This is a genomic window from Paenibacillus sp. EB106-04-04-XG159 (genome assembly GCF_058791835.1).
Genome location: NZ_JBYTDY010000001.1, coordinates 377,856 through 403,608, shown reverse-complemented (window position 1 = coordinate 403,608; position 25,753 = coordinate 377,856). Strand labels below are relative to the sequence as shown.

At 47.1% G+C, this 25,753-nt stretch carries 17 protein-coding genes; all 17 read right to left on the bottom strand.

From position 1 onward, the window contains the following. Positions 1–29: 29 nt before the first annotated feature. Positions 30–3,011 (bottom strand): S-layer homology domain-containing protein, encoded by a 2,982-nt coding sequence (locus AC3WTP_RS01790; RefSeq protein ID WP_492392856.1) that lies wholly within the window; start codon positions 3,009–3,011, stop codon positions 30–32. 543 nt (positions 3,012–3,554) lie between these two features. Then, positions 3,555–7,598: an S-layer homology domain-containing protein gene (locus AC3WTP_RS01785; protein WP_492392855.1), complete on the bottom strand. Its 4,044-nt coding sequence runs from the start codon at positions 7,596–7,598 to the stop codon at positions 3,555–3,557. A 195-nt stretch (positions 7,599–7,793) separates the two neighbouring features. Beyond that, positions 7,794–8,927: an MraY family glycosyltransferase gene (locus AC3WTP_RS01780; protein ID WP_492392854.1), complete on the bottom strand. Its 1,134-nt coding sequence runs from the start codon at positions 8,925–8,927 to the stop codon at positions 7,794–7,796. A gap of 120 nt (positions 8,928–9,047) precedes the next feature. After that, entirely contained in the window at positions 9,048–9,800 is a 753-nt protein-coding gene (locus AC3WTP_RS01775) for a WecB/TagA/CpsF family glycosyltransferase (RefSeq protein WP_492392853.1), read from the bottom strand. 16 nt (positions 9,801–9,816) lie between these two features. Continuing rightward, complete coding sequence (gene csaB, locus AC3WTP_RS01770; RefSeq protein ID WP_492392852.1) at positions 9,817–10,938, bottom strand: polysaccharide pyruvyl transferase CsaB; 1,122 nt, start codon at positions 10,936–10,938, stop codon at positions 9,817–9,819. Further along, positions 10,914–12,827 carry a DUF5693 family protein gene (locus AC3WTP_RS01765; RefSeq protein ID WP_492392961.1) on the bottom strand — a complete coding sequence of 638 codons (1,914 nt, stop codon included), beginning with the start codon at positions 12,825–12,827 and terminating at the stop codon, positions 10,914–10,916. Before AC3WTP_RS01765 ends, csaB begins: the two co-directional genes overlap by 25 nt. 206 nt (positions 12,828–13,033) lie before the next feature. Beyond that, on the bottom strand, positions 13,034–13,468 hold the full coding sequence (gene fabZ / locus AC3WTP_RS01760) for a 3-hydroxyacyl-ACP dehydratase FabZ (RefSeq protein WP_492392851.1): 435 nt from the start codon (positions 13,466–13,468) through the stop codon (positions 13,034–13,036). A 363-nt stretch (positions 13,469–13,831) separates the two neighbouring features. Then, positions 13,832–14,125, bottom strand: coding sequence for a DNA-directed RNA polymerase subunit beta (locus AC3WTP_RS01755; RefSeq protein WP_492392850.1), 294 nt, complete (start codon positions 14,123–14,125; stop codon positions 13,832–13,834). 21 nt (positions 14,126–14,146) lie between these two features. Further along, positions 14,147–14,977: a flagellar hook-basal body protein gene (locus tag AC3WTP_RS01750; protein ID WP_492392849.1), complete on the bottom strand. Its 831-nt coding sequence runs from the start codon at positions 14,975–14,977 to the stop codon at positions 14,147–14,149. Positions 14,978–15,029: 52 nt separating this feature from the next. Continuing rightward, the gene (locus AC3WTP_RS01745) at positions 15,030–15,887 is read right to left on the bottom strand and encodes a flagellar hook-basal body protein (protein WP_492392848.1); all 858 of its coding nucleotides are present in this window, start codon (positions 15,885–15,887) and stop codon (positions 15,030–15,032) included. Positions 15,888–15,944: 57 nt separating this feature from the next. After that, entirely contained in the window at positions 15,945–16,946 is a 1,002-nt protein-coding gene (locus AC3WTP_RS01740; RefSeq protein ID WP_492392847.1) for a rod shape-determining protein, read from the bottom strand. Between the two features lie 198 nt (positions 16,947–17,144). Beyond that, complete coding sequence (gene spoIIID / locus AC3WTP_RS01735; protein WP_458569929.1) at positions 17,145–17,432, bottom strand: sporulation transcriptional regulator SpoIIID; 288 nt, start codon at positions 17,430–17,432, stop codon at positions 17,145–17,147. 207 nt (positions 17,433–17,639) lie between these two features. After that, positions 17,640–18,401 (bottom strand): peptidoglycan DD-metalloendopeptidase family protein, encoded by a 762-nt coding sequence (locus AC3WTP_RS01730; RefSeq protein ID WP_492392846.1) that lies wholly within the window; start codon positions 18,399–18,401, stop codon positions 17,640–17,642. 83 nt (positions 18,402–18,484) lie between these two features. After that, a complete protein-coding gene (gene spoIID, locus AC3WTP_RS01725) occupies positions 18,485–19,549 on the bottom strand; it encodes a stage II sporulation protein D (protein ID WP_492392960.1) in 1,065 nt (354 codons plus the stop codon). Positions 19,550–21,018: 1,469 nt separating this feature from the next. After that, positions 21,019–22,359 (bottom strand): UDP-N-acetylglucosamine 1-carboxyvinyltransferase, encoded by a 1,341-nt coding sequence (gene murA / locus AC3WTP_RS01720; RefSeq protein ID WP_492392845.1) that lies wholly within the window; start codon positions 22,357–22,359, stop codon positions 21,019–21,021. Positions 22,360–22,634: 275 nt separating this feature from the next. Continuing rightward, complete coding sequence (locus AC3WTP_RS01715) at positions 22,635–22,889, bottom strand: DUF1146 family protein (RefSeq protein WP_492392844.1); 255 nt, start codon at positions 22,887–22,889, stop codon at positions 22,635–22,637. Between the two features lie 38 nt (positions 22,890–22,927). After that, a complete protein-coding gene (locus AC3WTP_RS01710; RefSeq protein ID WP_492392843.1) occupies positions 22,928–25,747 on the bottom strand; it encodes a S8 family peptidase in 2,820 nt (939 codons plus the stop codon). Positions 25,748–25,753 lie beyond the last annotated feature (6 nt).

Here is a 25,753-nt window from a genome sequence, read left to right as displayed (position 1 = left end):
ATCCCAGCTCTTTTTCTAATTTACGTTAATTACTTAACGATAACTTGGAAATCAACGATGAGTGCATTGTCAGCGATAGCTGTGATTTGGAATTTGAATCCGGACTTCACAGTCACACCATCCAAGCTGCTAAGCGCATTTCCATTATCGTCTTTAATGTTTGTAACAAGTACTGCTAAGTTAGGGTTGGAAAGAGTTACACCATATTGGTCAGTTACTTTAACAACATCCTTAGCAAGAGCTTGTGCAGTAGTGAATTTCGCAGCTTCGATGGAAACCACTTTATCAGCTACTTTGGATGCTGTAGAACCGTCTTTCAATTCTACTTTAGTCGCAGTAGGAGCCACATCGGAAATTACGATTTCTTTAGGTACATTCACTGCAGAGCTTGCACCGTATACTGTAACAACGACGGATTTCTTCATTTCACCGGATGAAGGGAACGCTTTGGAATCATACGCAGCGCTCAATTTTCCACCATCATATGTCAAGTTTTTGTCCATTGTGTTTACAGCGTAGCTAGTAGCTGGAATTACAACTTTAGTTCCATCTTCAAGCAAGCCGTTAACTGCAACTGCTACAGCGTAATCAGAACCACCGTTGTTGTACAGTTTACCAAGGTCTGCTACTTCGTAGCTCTTGATATCTGCTTTAGCAACTACGCGGGAAGTGAATGAGAATTGGCTTCCATCAACCAATTTGCCAGCTGCATCATACAGGGACAATGTGATTGTGGAGCTGCCAGGTTGTTTAGCTGTAAATGTTACATCTTTGCCACTTGCAATTTCAGATGCACTCAATGCAACAGCTGCTTCGTTGGAAGATTCAACTTTTACTTTGTATCCTTTTCCAGCGAAGTCAAAGTCGCGACCATATTGGTCTTGAACCTTGATGTTGCCAGATTTCAGTGTGTTAGTTGCATTTTCTGCAAAGTTGGATACGAAGTCTTTAGTACCATAAACTACTTTGCCTTCAGCTTTAGCTACTGCAGAGAATGAAGCAGTTGCAGGCTTACCTTTTTTAGTGTAAGCATTAATGAATACTGTGCCTTCTGCAGTTGGCGTAACGTAAAGCTTAGCTTTACCAGTTACATAGTCTTGTTCAAATACTGGATTGGAAGCATTAGTTGAATGAATGCTCAAGAAACCATTATTCAAAGCAGTAGCGTTAGTGATTTCATTACCGAATTGGTCAAGAGCAGTGAACGGAATCTCTGTCTTCTCACCAACTACAGCAACAGCTGGATTTCCGAAAGTAATGCTATCTACAGTTACTGCTTCTTTAACTACAACATCATAAGTAGCGCGAGCATTAGATGTTTTAGAAATCAGTGTAACTTGGGATGTACCAGCTTTTACAGCTGTTGCATCTTTTCCAAGCTTCAATGGAAGAACAAGCTTGTTCACACCATCGATTGTCATAGTTTTGACATCAGCGTAAGTTGCGTCAACTACAGTAGGATTAGTAACCACAGAGACCATGTTGTCTTTGATAACTTGTGGATCAGTGATCACATTTCCATACTGGTCCTTAGCATCAAGAACGAGACCCCAGTTTTGTGGAGCGCTTTCGCCTTCAGTCAATTCTTTCTTATCAGCGTTGTGAAGACCAGAAATGCTGATTTCAGCTACGCCAGCTTGGTCAGACACAGTCAGCAATTGAGTTGCAAATTGCTGGGATTGAACATCAAGAATGTTGATAACAATCTTGTCGTCCTTTTTGAAAGGATTAGTGCCCGTTACTTTAATTACACCGCTTGGATCAGCAGCAGCTGTGTAACCACCAGCAGTTACAGTCAAGCCGGATGCTTTAGCCTTAGTGATGTCTTCATTGTATTGGTTATAAACTTTGTATCCTGTTGTAACGATGTGATTGTCCTTTTGCAAAATAGCTTTGTCGGACAAGAATTCGATCTTAGTTACCTTCTCAGCTTCTACGCTGAATTTACCAGCGTCAACAGCTTTCTCAGAAACGCCGTTCACTGTTACAGTGTAGTCGCCTTTGAGGAAGTTAGTAACAGTTTCAACAGTTGCAACTGTTTTGTTGTCGTTCCAAGCTACCTTAGCAACGTTTGCTTTGCCGCCAGTGGAGTTCTTGATATCGAAAGTAGCTTTAGTTGTATCAACAGCACGGTTGAAAGTAACTTCTACTTTCTTAGCGCCTGTCAACTTAGTAGTTGCGGATACAGCTTCAAGAGTAACATCTACTTTGTATGTTTTGCCTTTGTGTGTTACTTCAACAGTTGTTTTTTCTTTTTCAACAAGAGCCTTGTCAAGAGCTACTTTAACAACTTCTTTGTCAGAGAAAGTAACTTCGATGTTTTTCTCATCGATTACTTGTACTTTTTCTACAACTACGCCAGTTTGTTGACGAACAGCATATGCTGCATCAACCAAAATAGCGCGAGTTACTGGAACGTTCCATTTGCCGTTAACGGAGAAGTCATAGCCTTCTGCCTTCATAGCTGCAACCCAGCCATAAGCCCATTTGCTTACGCCGTCGATTGCTGGAGCGTCTTTAACTTCTTCAAGACCAAGAGCTTTAGCGAATGCTTTCGCCATTTGCTCGCCTGTGACCTTACCTTTAAGGTCAAACTTGTCATTGCCTACACCGCCCATGTAGCCAGCTTTGTTAACTGCTTCTACATAGTCTTTAGCCCAGTGCTTAGCATAGTTTTGATCCTTGAATGATGGAGGTGCGTCTTTAACGATCTCCAAGTTAGTTGTAAGAGCAAGGATCTTAGCGAATTGACCGCGGTCAGTTTGAACGTTCAATTGCGGATCGTTGCTTCCTGGAATTCCGTTAAAGATACCATCTTTAACCAATGCTTCGTATTTCTGTTCTGTTGTGAGTTCTGCGGCACCGAATGCTACGTTCGCGAACATGGAGAACGCCATAGCAACGGATAGCAACATAGCTAATCTTTTTTTCATAACCTTTTTTTCTCCTCCTCTAAATTGCTTCGGTTGTTGAGAGTGTTGCATTGAAGATTGATAGCTCATTTCCCTCATTCGCCGATTCACCCCCTTCCCAGAGTAGAGCGAAATGTATACAAAAGAAGTCTGCAACACGAGCATGTTACAGAAACTCGTAAACGAATGGGAATAATAGAGATATGTATGCCACTCTAGACATTATACATGGGCTAGTGCCTAGCGTAAAGCATAATTTGTGAAAAACAGGGAACAATAAAGAATTTTACCGTTTGTTTTTCAACTTCATGTATTTTAACGCAACAATCTCAAAAAAGTTGCGCAAAACAGAAAAAACTTTTTAAAAATCGTTTTTCTTCTGTCCTACATATAAAATCTCTATACAGTTTGCTATACGATATGTACACTTCCAACATCCACGTCACATAGTATATCGCTATATATACCTATCGTCATTCATCAATGTTTTCCAACAGATGTAATAAATTCAGCTAACTGGATGATTTGAGCTATGCTTACAATTTTGATCCTCATCAACTAAATCGTAAAAGAGAGAGCTGAGATTCACCTCAGACTCTCCCACTTTATTACCCCATAATGCAATAATCAGAACGATTAATCTTATAGCTTAGGAAGCTTCTTCATATCAACCATGACTCTCGACATGATCAGAGCAGCATCCCCGCGAAGCATGTTAGCATCAGGATTAAACACATAAGCGGTCTCCGGATCGCTAGGATTAACAGGCATACCAGAGATCAAGCCCTTCTTAGCAACTGCTAGAACGGATGGACGCGCATAGTATTCAACCTGGTTCCAGTCCTTAAAGTACTTCGCGAGTTCCTTGTCAATCTTCGCACGGTCAGTATCTAGCTTCAAATTAAGAGCTTTCGCGATCATAACCGCGGCATCTTGACGAATAACCGGCATGTCTCCTTCAAATGCATACGGCGCAACCCCGCGCACGATCCCCTTGCGGGCTGCCGTCTCGACATATCGGGCATCCCATAGGGCTGTCTCATCATAGACATTATTTTCAGAGAAGTAGATATCATTAAAATGCTTAGGCCCGTCATAATCCAGCGGAATATCGAGAGCCTTAACAAGCATGCGCGCCATCTCTCCGCGGCTCACGTACGTATCTGTACCGAACGATTGATACGGCAGCTCTGCATTCATAATCCCCTTAGCAAATATCGCTTCAATATGATCGCGAGCATATGGATGGTTGACTACATCATTATAGGAATAGGTAAGCTTCGCTACGACATAGTAGCCGAATCGATCAAAAGGAACGGTAATCGTATGCTTATCCGGATCAACAACGCCGCCGAGATTCTCCCATCCTTGCGTACCTACGCCTGTCTTATAGGTGTCGCCAACATATCGGAATACGGTGATGACAGAGCCAGCGTCATGCGTTACGTCGTTATCATAGGATAATGTGAGCTCACCGACTTTGGACGGAACCAATTCTCTTTCCGGTTCGCGATTCATGAAAGATGGAACCTCAGCACCAGGGAATTGATACGGATCACTTCCGTATTTGATTGGATCATAGATAGCCTCTGAACCCGGAGGTTCAATGTTATCGGCCAAGCCTGGATCAATCCAGAACACTGGGCTGACCTGCGTAAAGCGGTCTGGGAACAGCTCAAATATGGAACGTCCTTTATTGACTTCGTCCTCAACAAAGTTTGCCGGGAGGTCAAGGAAGTCATGACGATTCACTACCCCATCGCGCGTATTGGCCATTGCAAATAATAGATCATTATTCGCATACACCTGATTTTTGTATTGCTCCGGTACATCATAATCTTTGCGAATCAAGCTCGTACCTGTAGCAAAATTCAGTGACAAGGCGTTTTCGAACATTTTATGAGACTTCTTCATAGTCTCCATATATTGAGCGCCAGGAATGTTCGTCGGTACATACGTTACTTTAATGGTGTCTTCGATACTTTCCGTACCTGTCACGATCGTAAACTTAATCGGCGTTTCCTTGTTCTTCTTCAGATTCTTGACAAGGACCCGATAGGCATCGTCAAAGTGCTTATCACCAAGCGTATATTCCTGCTTCTTAACAGCTTCACCATTAATAATGACCTTGTCGGCTCCTGGTGAATTAATGACAACCTCTACATAGTTCTGATTCAGGATCGGCTTAAGGACATTACCGGAACTGATCGGATATGGCTTAACAATCGTATAAGGCAAATTAATAGGTGCAATGATCAGCTCTGCCGGAGGCGCTGCTTGTCCATGACTGCTTACAATAACGGTAAACACGACCATGCTGCCGTTCGTTGGAAGCTCATTGTTACGCAAGAAGAAAGAGAAGTTCTTCTTATCGCGGTCATAGACAACCTTTAGTCCACGGTCTTCATAATCATTTAATCCATCAACGAACAGGTCATCTTTGTTGCCGCCAATGATTGTAAAATCGTCATCAAGCGTCCATGTCAGGTCCAGATTACCAACCGTCGGCGCTTTGATTTGAACTTTGTATTCAGATCCGTCTACTATACTTTTGCGTATTTCACTGGCATCTTCTAGATTAGGAAGATCAATAAAGTCGAATGTACCAAACACGTTGGCCGATTCTTCCCTAGTGTAGAATACGCCGCCCTTCTGCTCGAACAATTCCGAATTTGGAATTGGATAAGGCTTCACGCTCTGCGAATTGCTATACGGGAACAGCTTCTCCACTATCGGTAAATTCTTAGGTACGATCGAAATCTTGATCTCATTGGTATAGCTTGTCTTGCTGTCGCGATATTCCAATCGAATCTTGTTTTCACCCAAAGCCAAGCGGCTAGCAAAGGATGTATCATCCGGATTACCGGCCAACAATTCGATGCGATTGGTTGCGAGTTTAGTCTCATCCAGCGGATGCATACGCACATTGTTCAAATACAAGGATACGTTATCATTTGATAATTTACTGTCACTCGGAACATTAAGCAAATCCCCTGCTAAACGCCCTAGGTCATCTCGGAATACACTAAGCTTCCAATCATCTTTGTTTGTATTTGCATTAACAATCATTCCGTTATAGGCTTTATCAAATTTGAAATAAGGGCCGTGAACGACGGATACTGTCGCAGTATAGGTCTTATTTGCTCCAGTCATATCGTAGACAAATTCAATCTTCTGTTCTCCCGAGAAGGGCAGTTGATCCAGCTGATAAATATAGCGCATCGCTTGCCCGCTGCCTACATCAACCGATACAGGCTCTTTAGCAAGGAATTTCAAGGCTGGCAACTTACTTGCAGTCTTACCAGCAGAGTTCTTAACCTCTTTAATCTCAATTAGATCTTCCCCATCCGCACCGTTTACCACAACAAACTCAATTGCTGTCGGCAAGCGGTAAATGCCTGCGCCATTGAGAGGAGATCCTGGAAGGCCGAATATTGCACTATCATTGTTTTCCATTGAAATATCATAGCCCTCTAAATAATTAACCGTTTGGAAGAAAGGCGTGCTGTTATTCGTTACTTCGACTGTATAAGTTTCACTTACAATATTGCTAGGGAGCAAGTTGGTAGATATCCCACTTATCTCAACCGAGATTCTGTTCTTGCCGAACGCAAGATAACCACCTGGGTTATCGTAGCTATATTGTATAGTCGTTGCCGCACTGCCTTGATCAATCGAAACGATCTGGGCTGTTGCGCTTAACGCGGGATTCGCGCTCGCCTTAATCGTTATAACGGGTTTTATAATATCACCGTTACTATCTTTCATTAAAGCTGTTGTCGGAATTGTAACGGAACCTTCCAATATCGAATACTTCTGCATATCTGCATCTGTTGCCATAGATATATTCGGATTGGTCGTAATATTGATCTTATTCTTGCTGCCCGTCGCTCCATCTACATTAACAAGGTTTACATTATGAAAAGTAACATTGCCATTGAAGAAGGTAATGAGCCTTTCCGTTTCAAACACTTGGGAGCCGTTAATTGAACTTATCTTGACTACATTCGTCCCTCGTTTGATATTGACGGCGCCAGCTGTGAATTTCCATCCGCTGGATCTCGATACGTTATACGTCCAAGAGCCGCTGTCTGTTGTAACCTTAACCTGCTCAGCGTTCTTAGCTATACCGCTGATGCTGACGTTGATGCTGTCTTTATTCGTGCTGTTATTGTTAGTAGATGTAATAACCGTCGCTTCATTCTCCTTCAGCTCTTGGTTATTCACTTTCAAGTCTTGCAGAGTAGGACCATTGCGGTACTCGATATAGATGGATTCAGGCTGAACCGGAGATATACCGACGTTACCCTGGAACGTAATTCGGTTCATTCCATCGTACAGCTGAATGTTGGAAACCGTAATCTTGGTGCCCGACTGCGTAATATTTCCTACCAGTCCTTCACGCGACTCAATGGTGGTTTCTTGGGTGCCATTCTTCACTACTTTACTTACTGTGTAGGTTATCGTCTTGAAATCAGATATCCCATTCACCGTACCCGAGATATTGACGCGTTCGTCAGTTGTTACTCGAGCATTATCGAATGTATAGCTCTCATTCGGAAATAAGAAGTAAGTCCCCTTATCCGTCTTAGTCGTAGCCGCTGCCTCTACAACTGAGCTAACAGGCAATGGCACAAACGTAACGATAAGCGCCAAGGTGAGTATTATGGAGATCAATTTCTTCAAAGTGTGCGTCCTCCTTTGTACTTGCATGTTCGCTTCTAGGCTCCTTCGTAAAAATACAGATATTCATATACCTTTCTTATCGGTACAACTTGCTTCAATCTTTAGGCAAACCATCAAATACAACAAAAAAAACCTTCACAATCTCGATAGCAATTCGAGAACGTGAAGGTTCTTACAGCAGTTATATGATTATGATTATTCCGAGCGAGAATTCGTCGTATGGACCTTAGCACCCAGACGATGCAGCATATTAAGCAAAGGCTTTCTCGTCTTGCTCACAATACCGATGACTTCGGCACCGATCTGCAATGCTACAAGCAGAATACATATCACGACGAACGTCACCCAGCTTGCATCATGTGAAGCTGCGATCGATGAAATAATAGCTAATACTCCAAAGAAAGCCGCAATTCCATAAATGATCAATACCGTCTTGCGGTGGCTGAAGCCTAACTCGCGCAAGCAATGATGAAGATGTCCCTTATCAGGCGCAAAGATCGGTTTCTTCTGCAGCCAGCGGCGCAGAATCGCAAAGAAGGTATCAGATAACGGCACGCCGATAATAAGCAAAGGAGTAATGAAGGATACGATTGCTACTTGCTTAAATCCAAGCATCGATAATACCGCCAAACTGAAGCCAAGAAACAGGGAGCCTGTGTCACCCATAAAGATGCGTGCTGGATGAAAGTTAAAGAACAGGAATCCGATAATGCTGCCAAGCAATAGCGCACAGAGCAGAATGACAACCGGGTTGCCCATTATAACGGCCATTACAAGCAGCGTGCCAATCGAAATCGCTGATACGCCGGCAGCCAAGCCGTCCAAGCCATCAATAAGGTTAATAGCGTTCGTCACACCGACGATCCAGAAGATCGTAAGCGGAATCGCAACCCAATCACCGATATTCAAGTAATGATCGCCGAATGGCACATCGATAAAGTTAACTGTCATATCGAAGCCAAATACGACGACCAAAGCCGCAACGATCTGGCCGAGCAATTTCACCTTCGCAGACAACTCAAAGCGGTCATCCAGCGCGCCGACCAATACGATGATCGTACCGCCCGCTAATAAAGCTTTAACCAGGTTGGCGTCTCGCACAGTTCCAAATAAAACATCCGGTACAATCAGCATCATTCCGAGCAGCGTAATGGCAAAAGCGCCATAAATCGCAAGGCCGCCCATACGTGGCATAATGCGTGTGTGGACCTTTCGCGCGTTAGGAACGTCGACAGCTCCCACCTTAATCGCAAATTTCTTTACTAAAGGGGTCAATCCAGTAGCTAACAGCAACCCCATCAATCCACCGAGTATATAGACAATAGTCATTGGTTTCGTTCAACCTCCATTTGATGTACCGGATTGAATTATACTCCGTTCAAAATGGAAACTCCAACACCGTAAAACGTTGAAAACTTACGAAAATGTAAGCTAACAAACGCGTTTATTTCATTTTAGCACGTTATTCTTATCTCGCATGACTTTCAAGGCAAATTTCGGCAACGCCAGCATTCGCTTGTAGCGAGTTGGCTCCTTGACCAGTCGATACAGCCATTCCAGCTTCATCTGCTGAACCCATTGCGGCGCACGCTTCGAACGACCCGAGATCACATCAAAGCTTCCTCCAACGCCCATCATTAATGCGGCGTTCAGAGAATCGCGATATTTCGCGATCCACGGTTCTTGTGTGTCCGCGCCGCGAGCTACAAACAAGATATCTGGAGCTGCGGCACGAATCTGCTCCACGACCTGTTCGTCTTCCGCTGCGCCGAAATATCCGTCTCGTGCCCCAACAATCTGGACACCCGGATATTGTTGCTGCAACCGCTCTTTAGCTGCCTGAATCACTTCTGGTGCTGCACCAAGCATATACACGCGCCAGCTGTACTGCTCACCCGCGCGCATCAATTCGTGGAGCAGATCAAACCCTGTTACACGTTCCGCAAGCGGTGAACCCGCGTAATTAGCCGCCCACACGATACCAGATCCATCCGGCACAATCATGTCGGCTTGCTGCATAACGCGCATGACGTTATCATTCTCCAAAGCAGCCATGACCATTATGGGATTAGCTGTAATAACATGCGTATTGCGACGTTGGATGATAGCCTCGGACAACCAGGCAACTGTTTCCTTCATCGTCAGTGTCGAGAAAGGTATTCCATATATCGGTACTGTCTTAAAGCCTTCTGCTTGTTTCATTAATTTATCACCTATCCTATGGACGCATAAGCTTCATGATTTGTTGCGCTGGCTGTTCAGCTTGTTCAATCAGCCGAGTAATCGCAGCCTCATGATTGCTGCGCCAGCCGTCAATATTGCCAAGGACAGCGGCGACTTCATCAGCCGCGTGTTCAGGATCGAGCTTCTCGGTCGAGCCGATCGCCTGTTCATCCAAACGGTGCAGAAACTGATCGATCTTCGGATCATAGGATATTCCGAGCACCGGCACGCGCTGTGACGCTGCGTAGATAAGGGCATGCAGCCGCATGCCGATCATCAGATCACAGCGCGCTACCTCCGCGAGCATATCGAGCGGATGGTCATAAGCAGGGCTGATGCTCATGGCTGAGCCATGAGCATGTACATCGCCCAGCTCCTTCATCACGAAGCGCGAAGCCTCCTCATCCGCGTTCCCGTGAAACGGAAGGAAGCGGATATGGACCGCTTGACGCTTGATCATTTCCTTGAGCAGCGCAGCGACGCGCTGCAGGTCTGCGCGATCCGCGTTCCAATAGCGAACGGACACACCGACAATAGGCAGTCCATTCGAATCCTTAATCGCAGGCAGCCTCTTCTCCGCCGGGAGCTTGATGCCCATCACCGGATCCGGCACAACGGATACGCGCCCTCCATCCAGTCCCATCTTCTCAAGCAGCTGCTTGGATTCAATATCCCGTACAGTGATCAGCGATGAACGCTTGAACGCATTGCGGATCAGCGGGAAGAACGCTTCACGTCCCACTGGTCCAATCCCTTGCGCGTATATAAATGTCGGCTTGCGCAGCCACTGCGCAAGCTTCAATATTCCAACATAGTACGGAATTGTCTTCGGGCTGGTCGCGTCCTGCAGCAAGCTGCCGCCGCCGCTGATCAACCCGTTGCTCTGCCGTATAGCGCCAAGCACATCTCCCGGCTTCATGCGGTGCACAGCGCGAACGCCGTACAGCTTCGTTGTCACAGCTGGGTCACCGGACAAGACGATCGGCTCTACCTTTATTCCCTGATCTTGTCCCGCTCTTTCCAGCGCAGTCAAGATGGAGGTCAATACCGCTTCATCACCGCTGTTATGGAAGCCGTAATATCCTGATAAGGCTATAGTCCGAACTTCGGCCGCCATTTTTCCCAACACCTTTCAATGAAGTACCAGACACATACACCAACCAGACCAATAACAAATCCAAGGCCAAGACCGAGCGCCGTGCGGGCAAGCGAGATCATCACTGGCGTATGAATATGCGCAAATGTATCCACCATCGACAATTGCCCCATAGCGGCAGCAATTAGAATGAACTGACCAATACGATAGCGGAATGCGATAAAGGCACCGACGATGAACAGAGGATGCGCGATTAAGAACTCCTTCGTACGTGGACGAACGCCAAATGTATCTTCTAATAGTGCACGGAACGTCAATTCAATCGAGCTGACATTACCAGCATTACCTGTACGGGACATGTAGTAGTAACCTACAACAGCTACGATACCGAAGCCGACTACCCACATCAGGGTCACATGCGTAGAGAGCCAGCGCTTCGCTTCCTTGAACACGGATTCGCCGCGGTATAGGAATACATACAGCGCAGTCAAAGCAAGCGGAGCAAAGTGCAGCAAGCTGACGCCGCGGAATTGCTGAAGCAGCAAACTATAAGTAATATTATTCAAGAAGCAGATAATAAATGGCACGGCCATCAAGGACAACAGCGATGTGCGGAAGAACAGTGCTGTTACGCGACCTATGCGTGCGCCAAAGCCCGTTACAATCGGACTTATTTCAATACGACGTACTGCCAGCACCATCGCAATAGTTGGAGCGCTGATTCCTACGCCCAATGCGAGCGACTGCTCCAGCATCGCAGGCTTCAATACAAATAATCCAGCCGCTCCAATCAACCCGATAACAAAAGCAGGAAGCATCACATACGGCATGAAATACGACAGCAGCAGAGCAATAAAGGCCACTCCGCCAACTACAGCAACTGCTTTCGCATATCGCTGCCATCCGGAATCCACTACTTCAAACGGCTTAGCCGCACCGAAAGAGAAGCCATCTTGAGCGATCATTGCCATACCATTACCTGGTTCGTGCATTGCTTTGATCAAGTTGTCGGTTGCCGTAACCAGCGTAGAGTTGCTTACATCTTTCTTCACACCCACATTCAAATAAAACATGCGGATATTGCGATCCTTAACAGCTAGCGCCATGCGATCTCCCAACACCAGTGGATCATTAAATGATTCCTCTTCGGAAATCGAATGTGTCCGCACCACATTGTAGTCCGTCATATAGGCGAGCTCATTAAAGCCTTTCTGTGGCGCCTTCAAGCCTTCTATTGCAGCAATACCGATACCGTGCTTGTTCATGAGCTCCGCGAAGGAAGACAGACTCTTCTTCTCCGCATTATCCTTGTAGCCTTTAACGGCATCACCTTCAAACAAGATGCGTGTTACACCGAGCTCTTCGAACTGTGTGAGCATCGCATCTACCTGCTTCTCATCGTATGGCATCGTGTCCGATAGACGCGGTACGATATTAAAGCCCTTATCAACGAGCATCTTCATCGCGATCGGATCCTGCGGCATCGACTTCAGCAGCGCATCCTCCATAGGCGTTTCCAGAATCAGACCTTTCTTGCCTTCAAAGGTCCATGGTCTAACAGGAATACCTACTTGTTGAAAAGTTTCCGTAATGATTGGGGATAACTGACGCTCATCCTCCGGTGTCAGGAACAGCAGGTATGTATAATTCTCATTCGGATTCGGCACCTTATGTTCCAGCATTGCCGCATCATTGGAATTGTACAGCGCAATACGCCGTGCGTTCTTGAATTCCAGCAATGAACTTTCATACATAGCCATGGATTGAACGCCGGCTTCCTTCAATAGATCCAACTGAGTATTTAAATAAGCTGCAGGATTAGCTTGTAACGCTGAAATATCGACTAAGTCGCGGTAATCAACAACGAACTCCACTTGATCTGATGATTGCTCTGTCTGCACACGTTGCATTGCAACAGGCAATGAAGCGACCATACCGACGATGACAATTAGCCAGAGCCAAATTTTGAACCGTCGATTTGCCCGTTCTAACGATTGAAACACGAGATCCCCTCCACTGATGATCTGGACTTCTGCATGGGTAACTTCATCGCATCCCCACCACCGCCCTTGCGGTTAACACATAGATTGTCCAATTTATTCATATACAATCACTGCTATTCAGGCTTTGATAAAGCAAACATAATCTCTGCTTCCGCAACAACTCGGTCGCCTACCTTAGCAACAGCTTGTCCTTTGCCAATAACGCCTTTCAAACGAGTAATTTCCACTTCAAGCGTCAATGTATCTCCAGGGAACACCTGCCCGCGAAAACGCGCGCCATCAATCCCGGCAAGGAATCCGATGCGTCCCTTATTCTCTTCCTTCATTAATATAGCCGCAGCACCAACCTGTGCTAGTGCTTCAATAATCAATACGCCAGGCATTACAGGATATTGCGGAAAATGTCCTTGGAAAAACGGCTCATTAATGGTCACATTCTTGATACCTACAGCACGCTTGCCCTCTTCCACCTCTGTGATCCGGTCTACCAGCAGAAACGGGTAGCGGTGAGGAATGATTTCTTGAATTTGCTGATTCGTTAACTCCATAATATTTCTCCTTTCTGAATAACAAGCATAGGTTTTGGTCCAAACTACAAGTATCCTTCATTGACTGCAGGCTTGGAGGTTAAGATAAGGGGCTTTCCTAAGCGTCAAGGCGCTGAATGGGAAGCTCTTTCTATTACGTAATCGAAACGCAATACAGCACGGTTGTTAGTTTACCCATAATGTTGGCAGGTACCCATTGACTTCATTCCTTCAACATATTATACATGCCCATCTATAAAAATAAAACCGCATAACCGTTACCCATTCTGCTGTTAAGTAGGAACTCGATCATAAAAAAGACACCTCTATGGCAGTAACAGCCTAGAGATGCCCTAATGTTTATCACATTAATCTCATATGTCGTTAACCAAACACAAGCTTGAACACATGTGTCCATGTATCCAAGTTCAGCGCTTCTGATACAGTGCCATGCCCTAATACAACAAAGCCTACCATCATACCTCCAAATGTCGCTAAAATGCATAGCATCGGTACGATGAGCAGACGAAACACCCATTTCATAGCGTTGGACTTCTTCGGTTTAGAATCGGCATGATCCGGATCGGATGATGCGGGCCCTTCCTTATCAGTTGGACGCAGCCGTTCTACACGACTAATAACCTTAGCTGGAGTATAGGGCTCTTGATCCTTATCCATACTAGCTCTCACCCACTTCATCTACCCTCGAATGCTGTTCGCGAGCCCCCACATTGCATCTCCCGAAGACAGCGCACGAGAAGCCATCTGATATGCACGCTGTGCTTGAATCAATTCAGTCATCTCGTCTGTTAACGAGACATTCGAATTCTCCAATGCGCCTTGACGTACCGTCAATGGCACATTACCATCTGCGGGAATATTCGTCAAGTCTAATTGTTGCACAACTGTGTTGATGTCGATTCCTTGCGGCACTGTGTATAGATTGTCGGCAAGCTGCTGAAGCAGCTCTGGCTTCACAGGTTGTACAATCTTGATAGCGCCGACTTCATTAGTCTCATTTTTAGCTGGATTAACTTCGAACACACGGCCTGCTTCATCGATCTTCATCTGATAGCCAGAGCGAATCCGAATATCGGTGCCATCTGTGCTTGAGACAGGATAGCCCTCTCTCGTCGTCAGCATCGCTTCTCCACCATTTACCGGAGATAATTGAAAGTCTCCTTCACGAACATAAGCCGACCCTTCCGGTGTCTTGACTTCAAATAAACCATTGCCCTCTAATGCGAGATCCGTAGGCAAATTCGTCTGTACGAACGACCCCTGCGAGAAGTCACGCATGACAGAGGTTAATCGTGAACCGTAGCCATCCGTGTACCCCAGCGGGGTAGCGCGTCCTGGAAGCGCAAATTCCGGAAGCTGCTGCTGTGCAGTCGTAAGAACCTCCGAAAAGCTGGCCGTTTTCCGTTTATAGCCTCGTGTATCCACATTAGCGACGTTGTCAGATATGACATCCATCTTGCGCTGCAAGCCGCTCATCGATACGGATGCTGCAATCATTGATTGATTCATAATAGCTGAAAGCCTCCTTCTGCTGAGGAGACAGCATAGATCGAGCTACCTATTACACTCGCCCAATCTCGTTTGCTGCCTTCTCCAACGTCCTATCGTAGAATTGGATTATTTTCTGATTCGCTTCATAAGCCCGGTATGCCGACATTAAGTCAACTTGGGATTGCAATGGATCCACATTAGATCGTTCCAGATAACCCTGCTGGATCCGAACATCCCCTGGCTGAACAGGCCGTGTCTCAGCAGCGCCATCTTCTAGACGATAACGCCCGTTACCTACGCGCAGCAGCTTGTTCGGATCTTCAATCCGCGTCACGAGAATAGTCTGACCAAGCCCCGCCCCTGTGCGACCGTTAAACAGTTGACCCTGCTCATTCACGACCACATCGGACATGTTGATATTGTTCAAGACGATAGGCTGATTAGCCGTGTTCAACACAAGCGCGCCGTCAGCCGTCATCAATTCTCCATTCGCATTTAATTGAAAATGTCCATCACGCGTATATCGAATCTGGTCCCCTTCGCGCACCGTAAAGAATGCTTCCGGTTTATAAGTCACATTGCCCTGTTCATCAACTGATTTACCCGATTGATCGAATGCTACACCCGGAACTTCAATATCAGACAAGAGCGCAAAGTCACTCATTTGATTCGTCTGCATCAGATCGCCTTGCGTAAACACATGACGACCTTCTTCACCGAATACACCCGTGCTTAGCTTACCGAGCTCGGCTCCAGCGGCGGCATCATTGCCCATCAACTGGATCATGATTTCAGGAAATGTATGCTGAACCGTATTGACTGACTTATAGCCCGGCGTATTCATATTCGCAATATTATTCGTAACCGTATCATGGCGACGCTGCTGCGTCATCATGCCTGAAGCGGCAGTATATAAACCTCTTAACATGAACGTTCCTCCCGATGACCGATATGGGAATTAAACCACTATATCTTATATATCGGTTTAGAGAGACAATTTCTTAACGACTTTATCCAAATTATCGAGCATAATGCCCGTTCCTTTCACTACACAATGCATAGGGTCGTCTGCAATCAAGACAGGAACCTTCAGCTCCTCAGCCAACAGGTCATCCAATCCATCAAGCATCGCACCGCCGCCTGTCAATATAACACCGCGATCGATAATATCTGCTGAGAGCTCTGGCGGTGTCCGTTCCAGCACGGACTTAGCTGCTACAACAATTGACGAAATCGGATCCCACAGCGCTTCACGAATCTCATCTGAACTGATCGTAACTGTCAACGGCAGACCTGTCACCATGTCGCGGCCGCGAATGTCCATCTCACGAATACTGCCGTTAGAGCGCACTGTTCCAATATTAATCTTGATATCTTCCGATGTGCGTTCGCCGATCAACAACTTGTACTTTCCTTTTATGTATCGCATGATAGCGCCGTCGAACTTGTCGCCTGCTATCTTAATGGAGGAGGCCGTTACGATATCGCCCATAGAGAGCACCGCAATGTCCGTTGTACCGCCTCCGATATCAACTACCATATTGCCGCTTGGCTGGAAGATGTCCATGCCCGCGCCAATAGCGGCTGCCTTAGGCTCTTCCTCAAGGAAGACTTCCTTAGCGCCGCTGCGTTCCGCTGCTTCACGGATAGCTTTCTGTTCAACAGAAGTAATATTAGTCGGGGCGCAAATTAAGATGCGCGGATGCGAATACCATTTGCGGCCGCCGACACGTTGGATAAAATGTTTGAGCATCGCTTCAGTAATCTCAAAGTCTGCGATGACACCGTCCTTCAGAGGACGAATCGGAACGATGTTCCCCGGGGTACGTCCTACCATCTTGCGCGCGTCTTCGCCCACCGCCAATACACGTTTTGAATCGCTTTCAATTGCGACTACTGCCGGTTCGTCCAAGACAACCCCCTTTCCTTTCACATGAATAAGAACGTTGGCCGTTCCCAAGTCAATTCCGATATCCTTGCTTAACATAGGTTCGAGAGCCTCCACAATAAATAATGTTAATAAATTGCGATAATTTCCGACCAATTCCTGCATTTTCTACATTCCTCATAACCATAGCACAATTAATATATCCGGTTCAATGAAAGATTGAGAATGCAATGCACATTCGTGAAACGAACGGAAGGGCAGGTGGCGGATCCTATGTCAAGACCGCGGAATGAGGGATTAAGCTTTTCCAGCAGTCATTACCTCACGTTTCTTGCCGGTTGTTTTCTTGTACTTAATCTTGGTGGCTTCGCCTCCTCGCAAATGGCGCACGGACTTGTGGTATTCGAGAATGTGCTTGACTTGGTCCGCCAGATCCGGATTAATCTCCGGAAGCCGCTCGGTCAAATCTTTATGCACCGTGCTCTTTGACACACCGAACTCTTTGGCGATGGTCCGAACCGTATGCTTCGTCTCGACGATGCAACGACCTATCTTAATGGTTCGTTCCTTGATGTAATCGTGCACGCTCCCGCCTCCCCTACTCGGTTTAGTTTGGTACATTATATGAGGGGTCTCGGCACTTATGTCTTATAGACAAGTCTGACAAGCTATGTAACTTGGATTATTTCGAAAATGGCCCGTTGATCCTGTTGTACAGCATGCCATTACAAAAAAAAAGGAGCTCGTCCCATAAGTAGAAAACTACTTACGTGACAGCTCCCTTTGCACATATTAGTTCTTAGCAAGCAGCGTAGACGGATTAACTGGCTTGTTGTCCTCGAACACTCCAAAGTGTACGTGAACACCGAAATCCTTCTTCAGTTCACTGCGTCCAGCTTTCGCAATGGCATCGCCCTTGGAGACAACATCGCCTTTCTTCACTTTCATATCCGCTACACTTTGGTAAACGGTCTTCATGCCGTTGCCATGGTCGATCTCAATGATGTTGCCCTGCGTCGGATGAGCTTCAGCGCGTGTCACTTTACCGCTCATAGCAGCAAGTACATCAAATTCCTTCTTGTCTTTGCGAGCCAAATCAATACCTGAGTTAGCCGTGAAGGTCTGCTTGTACTCTACCATTGCCTTTTCTTGCTCTTCCGCAGAAGCCGAGGCATCAAAGAAGCCCATAACCACTTCTACATCTTTGGCATCTGCCACCGGCCAGCCAAGTGTTTCATTGTGCGCCACCACTTCGACAACCTTCTCATCTTGAGCGTCCTTGCCGGAGTTGGCTTTGCCCTCAGTCTGCACTGCGCCTGGGTTCTGATTAGTCGTTGTCTGTTCGCCTTGGTATACCCATACCAGCGTCAAGATCAGCGCTGCAGCCGCGATGTAGAGAGCAGGAAATACCCACTTCTTCGAAAGCAGCTTTCTCCATCCCGAAGTTGGAACAGCCGATGCCCCTGCTAGTTTTGAAGCTTCTGGCGTGTTCGTATTCGAAGATGATGTCGTAGATTTGTTTGTTTGTTTTGAGTTTTGGTTTTGTTCACTCATTTGTGATCACCTCAGTAACCATTGTTACCGAGTGTTTTTCTTTTATACGTATGAAATTGGTAATATTTAAGATTCATAGCTAGTTATTTGATGGCGACAGCCGCCACGTCTTTAACTATGCTCGCTAGAGATACGATTTGAACGTCTTTATAGTAATAGTTTATGATCTGTTTCGCCGCAGCGCCTTCGAGCGCCATTCCCTGTGCGCCGTATTGACTCATCCCTACGCCATGGCCATAACCGCGAGTCTCCAATACGATCTCTCCTTTATCCCATGACCAAGTAAAGTCGGTAGAAGGTAGTCCTAGTTTCTCTCTCATCTCTCTGCCTGAAAATACATGCTCTCCTACTTTTATCTGCGCAACTTTCCCTCCTGGTGTCTTGGAGATAAGTTGTATAGCCGAAGCTAGCGCTTGATCAGAAGATGAATCGGTTGAATCTATGGATTGAAATGCAGGCACTGATTCTGCAGATAGGCCCAGCTTCTTCAATAGCTCGGCGGCATCCATTCTTATTGTGTCGTTAAAGCGGGGGGACAGCTTCTCGTCCCAAGGACTTGGCACACTGCGCAAATATGGCCGCTTCGCCGACCAATAATCCTCTGCATTCTCGGTGAAACCATTGCTAGTTGAAAAGTAGAGTGCGTCGATGGGCTGATTGTTATAGGTGGCAATCAGCCCGGCGGTTTCGTTGACGGCGCGGTTCAGCTTAGCGACCGCGTCGTCAGCGCGCGCGTCGAGCTCGGTGAGCGAGACGTACGCTTGGTGGGCGACGGTGTCGGTGACATCGGCGCCCTCTGGTGCGCCGCCGCCAGCCTCGCCCTGCATGAGGCGGCGCACGATGTACGTGCGGGCGGCGATCGCCTGCGCCTTGAGCGCTTCGAGCTCGAAGCGCTCCGGCATCTCCGCCGCGATGACGCCGCGCACGTACTGCTCCAGCGCGACGCGCTCAACCTGGCGCGTGCCGCTTAGGAGCACGCGCACGTAAGGCGGCGCATCCGCTGGCGCCGCCAGGTTTGGCGCCTGCGGCGCCGAGCGCTCGCCGGCAGCGCTCATGCTGGGCTTATTATCGTGACCGGCGGTCACGATAATAAGCGGCACGAGCAGGGCGAGCGCGATGAGCGAGCCGGCCCATAGGGCGAGGCTCACTGCGGCTTGTCCGCGTGCGGCGGTTGCACCTCGCCGCCCCCGCCGCAACCCCAGTCCTGGCCATGTATTCCGTGGCATGTCGTGAATCTCTCCTCTCTAGCTGTCAGTGTGCCCATATTTTCTCAGAGTAGAACCTATCTAGCGGGCTTGTACTGCCATCATATGCGAGTTTAAGAGAGACTAGAACATCAGCATGTCCATCGAGCCGGGTGCATGTGTTATCTGGCAATGCGTCTTGCTATTATCCCTATAGCTCAGAATTCGAGTTTGATTGCGATGTTTCGCTTCACCGCGCATCTATGGATCTATAGTCTTGAATCCAACTTATTCGTTTCATAATTACTTTGGCATTCACCATGAATTCGGAGCACATCGAAACGCATCTACCACATCACCCAAGCATCCTCAATAGAGTCATATTCACAATTCCAAAGCCTTGCTATTCGTGAATGTTTCGGGTAACAAGCTGGAAACATGCGCCAAGCGCAGTAAACTGCAACTGCTAGTACCATTTGGCAGTAGATTCGCAGCCTGACTCTCTGTAATGGACACAGGAGCCGCTATTTTGAGATTTCGAGGCATATTTCGAGTTTCGCGGACTCAGATGACCTTATTTGCCTCAAAACTAGCAATTATCCGCTGACTTTAGCAAAATAACGGCCCTACAGTCCGCGAACACGATCATTTGGCGGTTTTTGCTGCAAATAACGGCCTGTGTGTCCGCTCCCGTACCTGCTGTAGAAACTATATCGCTTGCCGCCTCTCCCCCAACCGCCATCTGCCTATTATCCCCCACACTCAGAAGTCTTCCAATTGAGCTCGACTCAACATTCCCCTCCCTGAGCCAACGGGATAACAGTCAGATACTACTGCTAAGGCACTTACTTCCTCGACCCACACTTCATTCTACACCCTCACACCTGAGCCATTGGGATAATAGACAGATACTGCTTCTGAGGTATATACTTTCCCCGCCCCACATTTCACTCAACACCCCACCCTGAGCCACTGGGATAATAGTCAGATACTACTTCTGAGGCACATACTTCCTCAACCCACACTTCACTCAACACCTACCCCCGAGCCATCGGGATAATAGTCAAATACTACTTCTGAGGTACTTACTTCCTGAGCAATCGGGATAATGGTCAGATGCTATTAGCTATAGACATACACCGTACAACCACTCCGATTTCCAGATAACTAGGGTACACATCGCTTTCCTAAGTACGATCGATCCAGCACCTTTATCGCAATAGGGTTATCACTCCATAAAGAGATGCAGCTGATGAAAGCTTATTCCCACACTTCCGTCCATTTTCAAAAACATGCTGGTTATTGCATCTCTTACGAGAATTAATTGAATGAAACTTACCTCGACACGTAATGCACAAAAAAATCGCCCGCCTCCTTACCCTTAGGTAAAGAAAACGGACGATCTATTCATTAACGGCTGCCCTGATCCAGACTTACGCCCAGGTTGGCTGCGCGTTAAACCTATTTACTTCCTGCTTGTCACTCTTCTCGACTTTCTCAGCCGCGTCTGGCTTCTCCACGGATACTCGCCAGATGTCTGCGCCAAGAGACGCCAATTTCTCGGACAGATGCACATAACCGCGATCGATATGGTGCACACCACCCACTTCAGTCGTACCTTCTGCAACCAAGCCTGCACAGATTAGTGCTGCGCCTGCACGAAGATCAGTAGCTGTCACTTTCGCTCCGATCAGCTTGCAATTGCCCGGAATTACAGATGTGCGGCCATCAACCTTAATGTTGGCATTCATCAGATTGAATTCATCAACATGCATGAAGCGATTCTCAAATACCGTCTCTGTAACGACCGACGTACCCGTCGCCGTTAACAGAAGCGCCATCATCTGAGATTGCATATCTGTTGGGAAGCCTGGATACGGCAAAGTCTTAACGTCAACTGCCTTCAGCGGCTTGTCTGCGATTACTCGCAAGCCGTTCTCATCAGGTATAACGGTAATTCCCATCTCTTCCATCTTCGCGATGACAGGACCCAGATGGTCGGCAATCGCGCCTTCCACATATACATTGCCGCCAGTCATTGCTGCCGCAACCATGTACGTTCCTGCTTCAACGCGGTCCGGAATGACCGTATGCTCTGCTCCATGGAGACGCTCCACGCCCTCGATGCGAATCACGGCAGTACCAGCACCGCGCACCTTGGCACCCATCTTGTTCAGATAGTTTGCCAGATCGACGATCTCTGGTTCGCGTGCGGCATTTTCGATCAGCGTAGTACCTTCTGCCAATGTTGCTGCCATCATAATATTCTCGGTCGCTCCTACACTTGCGACGTCGAGATAAATCTTAGCGCCTTTTAAACGGCCATTAACTGTAGCTTCAATATAACCTTGTCCCAAGCCGATCTCTGCACCCATAGCTTCAAAGCCCTTCAGATGCTGATCAATTGGACGTGTGCCGATCGCACAACCACCCGGCAAGGAGATTCGTGCTTTACCTGCCCGCGCAAGCAATGGACCCATTACTAGGAAAGAAGCACGCATCTTGCGTACTAGCTCGTATGGGGCTTCATGCGAATGAAGTTGTTCAGCTTGAATGTGAACTGTCTCATTAGCATATGTAAGGCTAGCACCTAATTGTTCTAATACTTGATGTATCGTCTTAACATCCTCGAGCGGGGGTGCGTCATGAATGATGCTAACGCCTACTTCCCCCAATAACGAAGCCGCGAGTATCGGAAGCACTGCATTCTTGGCACCACTTACACGTACCGTACCCGACAACTGCTTGCCTCCGCGGACGATAAATTTACTCATCTTGTTTCCCTCCGCGATCTTATTCCCGCCCCATCATTCTATTTATTATCTGTAAAATGGTACGAATTTTGATTTTCTCTAAATTTCAGCTAATTTTCATCCAAATTTAATAATACCACTGCTTGACAATGATGGACAAGTCCTATTTTCGACAACAGCATTCTACATATTCTTTGGCGCTATCATCCATTGTTCACATCTTCATCCGATGTTATTCGATAATCATCTGTAGACTGCGAAACGCTGTATCCCTCAAGATAACGATTCTACAGAAATCAAAATAGATATTTTAATGACTGTGTCCAATCCCAATAGTCAAGGAAGAAAAGTGATACTGCCCGTCCTAACACAATTGCGAGCAGAATATGAAGCATCTTTCCAGGTCCGTCCTTTGGATGGCGAATAAACAAGTCCAGCTTCACATTTTTTAAGGACCACCAAGCAATTGCGATACAACATAGCGTTACAATAATCTGTACTAAACCATCAATGCCAACTTGTGTAGATACTTCATTCAACGTACTGTCCATCACATATTCTCCTTCCGTTCCTTACCGCACACCACTTCCTACTTGTCTACAGCTGTACTAAGCAGCGCCGCGAATTCAGCTCTAGTTGCGGGTCGTTCCGGCAGGAACAGATTATGATCTGAACCTCCAAGCAGACCCTTTGCTTTCATCTCGGCTAGCATCGGCGCAGCCCAATAGTGAACCGCGACATCGTCAAATGGCGCCGTCACATTCTTAGATGGCTGCAGATTCAACGCATTGCCGAACATAACTGCCATCTCTGCACGAGTGACCTGCTGATTTGGACCAAACAAGCTTGGTTTATATCCGTTCGCGATGCCTGCTTGGGCGACCTTCTCGATAGCATCATATGCCCAATGGTTCGTTGGCACATCCTTAAAGCTGGCCGTACCGTTCTTCTTCAGCTTTAAATTAAACACTTTCGATAGAACTGTAGCAGCTTCAGCACGCGTAATCGTACGATTAGGGGCAAATTCCGCATCGCCATAGCCATTCATCCAGCCCTGTTTCAACGCGCTTACGATAGCCTCCTGCGCCCAGTGCCCTTCAATGTCGCGCATTCCCTCAACCAGCTTCGATAAGTCCACACGGAATCGATAGGTTTGCATATCAAACTTCTCGTTCGTGCTTAACTGTACATAATAAGTTCCTTTATCCAGCATGATTCCTGCTTCAACGGATGTCTGCTTCTTACCATTGCGGCCCGTCAGCAGAGCAGTCCCCTTGCTATTAAGCACCTTCATCTCAACTGTGCTGTCTTGCGGAATCTGGTTCACGCTGAAGACAGCATATGCAGGTTCATCAATTCGTATCTGGAACCAATCTTTATCAGCTAACGCATGGAATACGCCGTGATAATCCACTTCTGGCGCAATCGTTACAGCTTCGTATTGCTTATCATTCGGTTCATTCGGATCTGAATATTGTCTTAGGAAATCAAGGTGCAGCGTATATTCTCCAGCAACAGCTTCTGCCTTCGGAGTTACCGCATTATCCACCTTAATATACAGCTTGCCTGGCTCTAGATCAGACAGAACGGTCATTTCCGCTTGACCTTCAGAGTTCTCGTCGGTTAGCTTCGGAAAGTCCAGCATCGATCCTTTAATCTGAAGCTGCGGATCGATACGAACGGTATCCGTCGTAACTTTCACGGATAAGGTTCCTCTGCTCGGAATCTGGACCATATACCAGTCCTCATCACCCTTATGGCTGAACGTAGCCGTAACCTGCTGCTTCCTCGGTGTTAGATTATAGGCTTCGTACTGTTTATCGTTCGGCTCACACGGATCGTCAGCTATCCATAGATGCGTCCATATCTTATACGCGAGCGGATTCGATTTCGTTGCTTGGTCGGATTGAAGCTGCAGATATTGCACGCCCTTCTTAACTTGAATGCGAGCAGATTGCTCGCTTAGATTCGAATAGGTCGTGTATGCCGTGTTGTTGCCTGCATAGTGGCGGACATTCACCTGCCCATCGCCGCTTATTCGGCTATAGTCCAACTCCAGGATGCCGTCATACGGCACCTCCACACGATACCAATCGCTGTCATCAGCTGTCGAGATCATCCCGTTCTGCATCGTATTGATCGGAAATACTCTCGCTTGATCCCGAGTCGGGTTAGAGCTTAGGCTATCCGTCTCCGGCTTAGTCATTACAGCCTTATCCGCGCGTAACAAGCCGTAGCCGCTCTTGCTGTCCCATCCTTTTGGACCGATATCCTGGGCAGTTCGACGCAAATGCTCGCGTACCTGGTACGGCTTCAATTCGGGATACATGCTCCATACCAGTGCAGCAACTCCAGCTACTTGGGGGGCTGACATCGAGGTTCCTTCCATAGCTCGATAACCGCCTCCCATAGCAGTCGTGAACACATTCCATGGAGCTACGATATCTACTTCTGGACCCGAGTTCGATCGTTGCTCCACATCCAGGTCAGGTGTGCTGCCTCCAACGGCCAACACACTCGGATAGGCTGCAGGATACTTTACTTCTATCTTATCCAGATATCTTGATCCATCATTGCCTGTTGCTGCTATGAGCATTACACCCTTCATTTCAGCGTAATCCACAATGTCTTGCATATACTTTGAATATCGATACAGTCCAACTGACATAACGACGATATCAGCCCCATGATCGACCGCATACAGTATACCTGCTCCGAGCTTGTCTTCATCTCCGTAGCCTCGAGCATCGAGAGCCTTGATTGGCATAATATTAGCGGACCATGTAACACCAGCTACGCCCTCTCCGTTGTTGCCAACAGCAGCGAGAATACCTGCAACGTTCGTACCATGACCGTTGTCGTCATTGGGCGGACCCGTTTCCAACAGATTCACGCCCGGCACTAGATTGGGCTTCAAGTCTGGGTGCTCCATGTCGACCCCGGTATCCACGAGCGCAATAGTCATTTCCGGTGATATCTTCTTCGACGCCCAAGCGGTATCCGCCTTAATCTGCTTCAGATATTGCTGTTGAGAGACATAGGGATCATTAGGCTTGACCGCATCAGCAAGCGTCTTGACTCGCTGATTCTCTTCCGCATATTCTACGTACTCGCTCTGCTTCAGCATATGCAGCCATTGTTGAGGCTGCACTTCTGGTGAAGGACGCATGACGTTAATACCCACTTCGGGCTGCTCGCTTTCAATGATGCTATACGATATCAGTTCCTCATCGCGGAGGTCTGGTGATTTCCATTTTACAAGCCAACTAGATACTTCATCTACAGCTTCATCCTCAAGTCTTGCTTGTTCATAAGCTGTTAATGACCAAGAAGTGCATCCAGTTAGCACCCCGCACGTTATCGAGACGATTAAGAGCATTGCAATGGTACGCCGCCATCTTATTCGCAATATAAT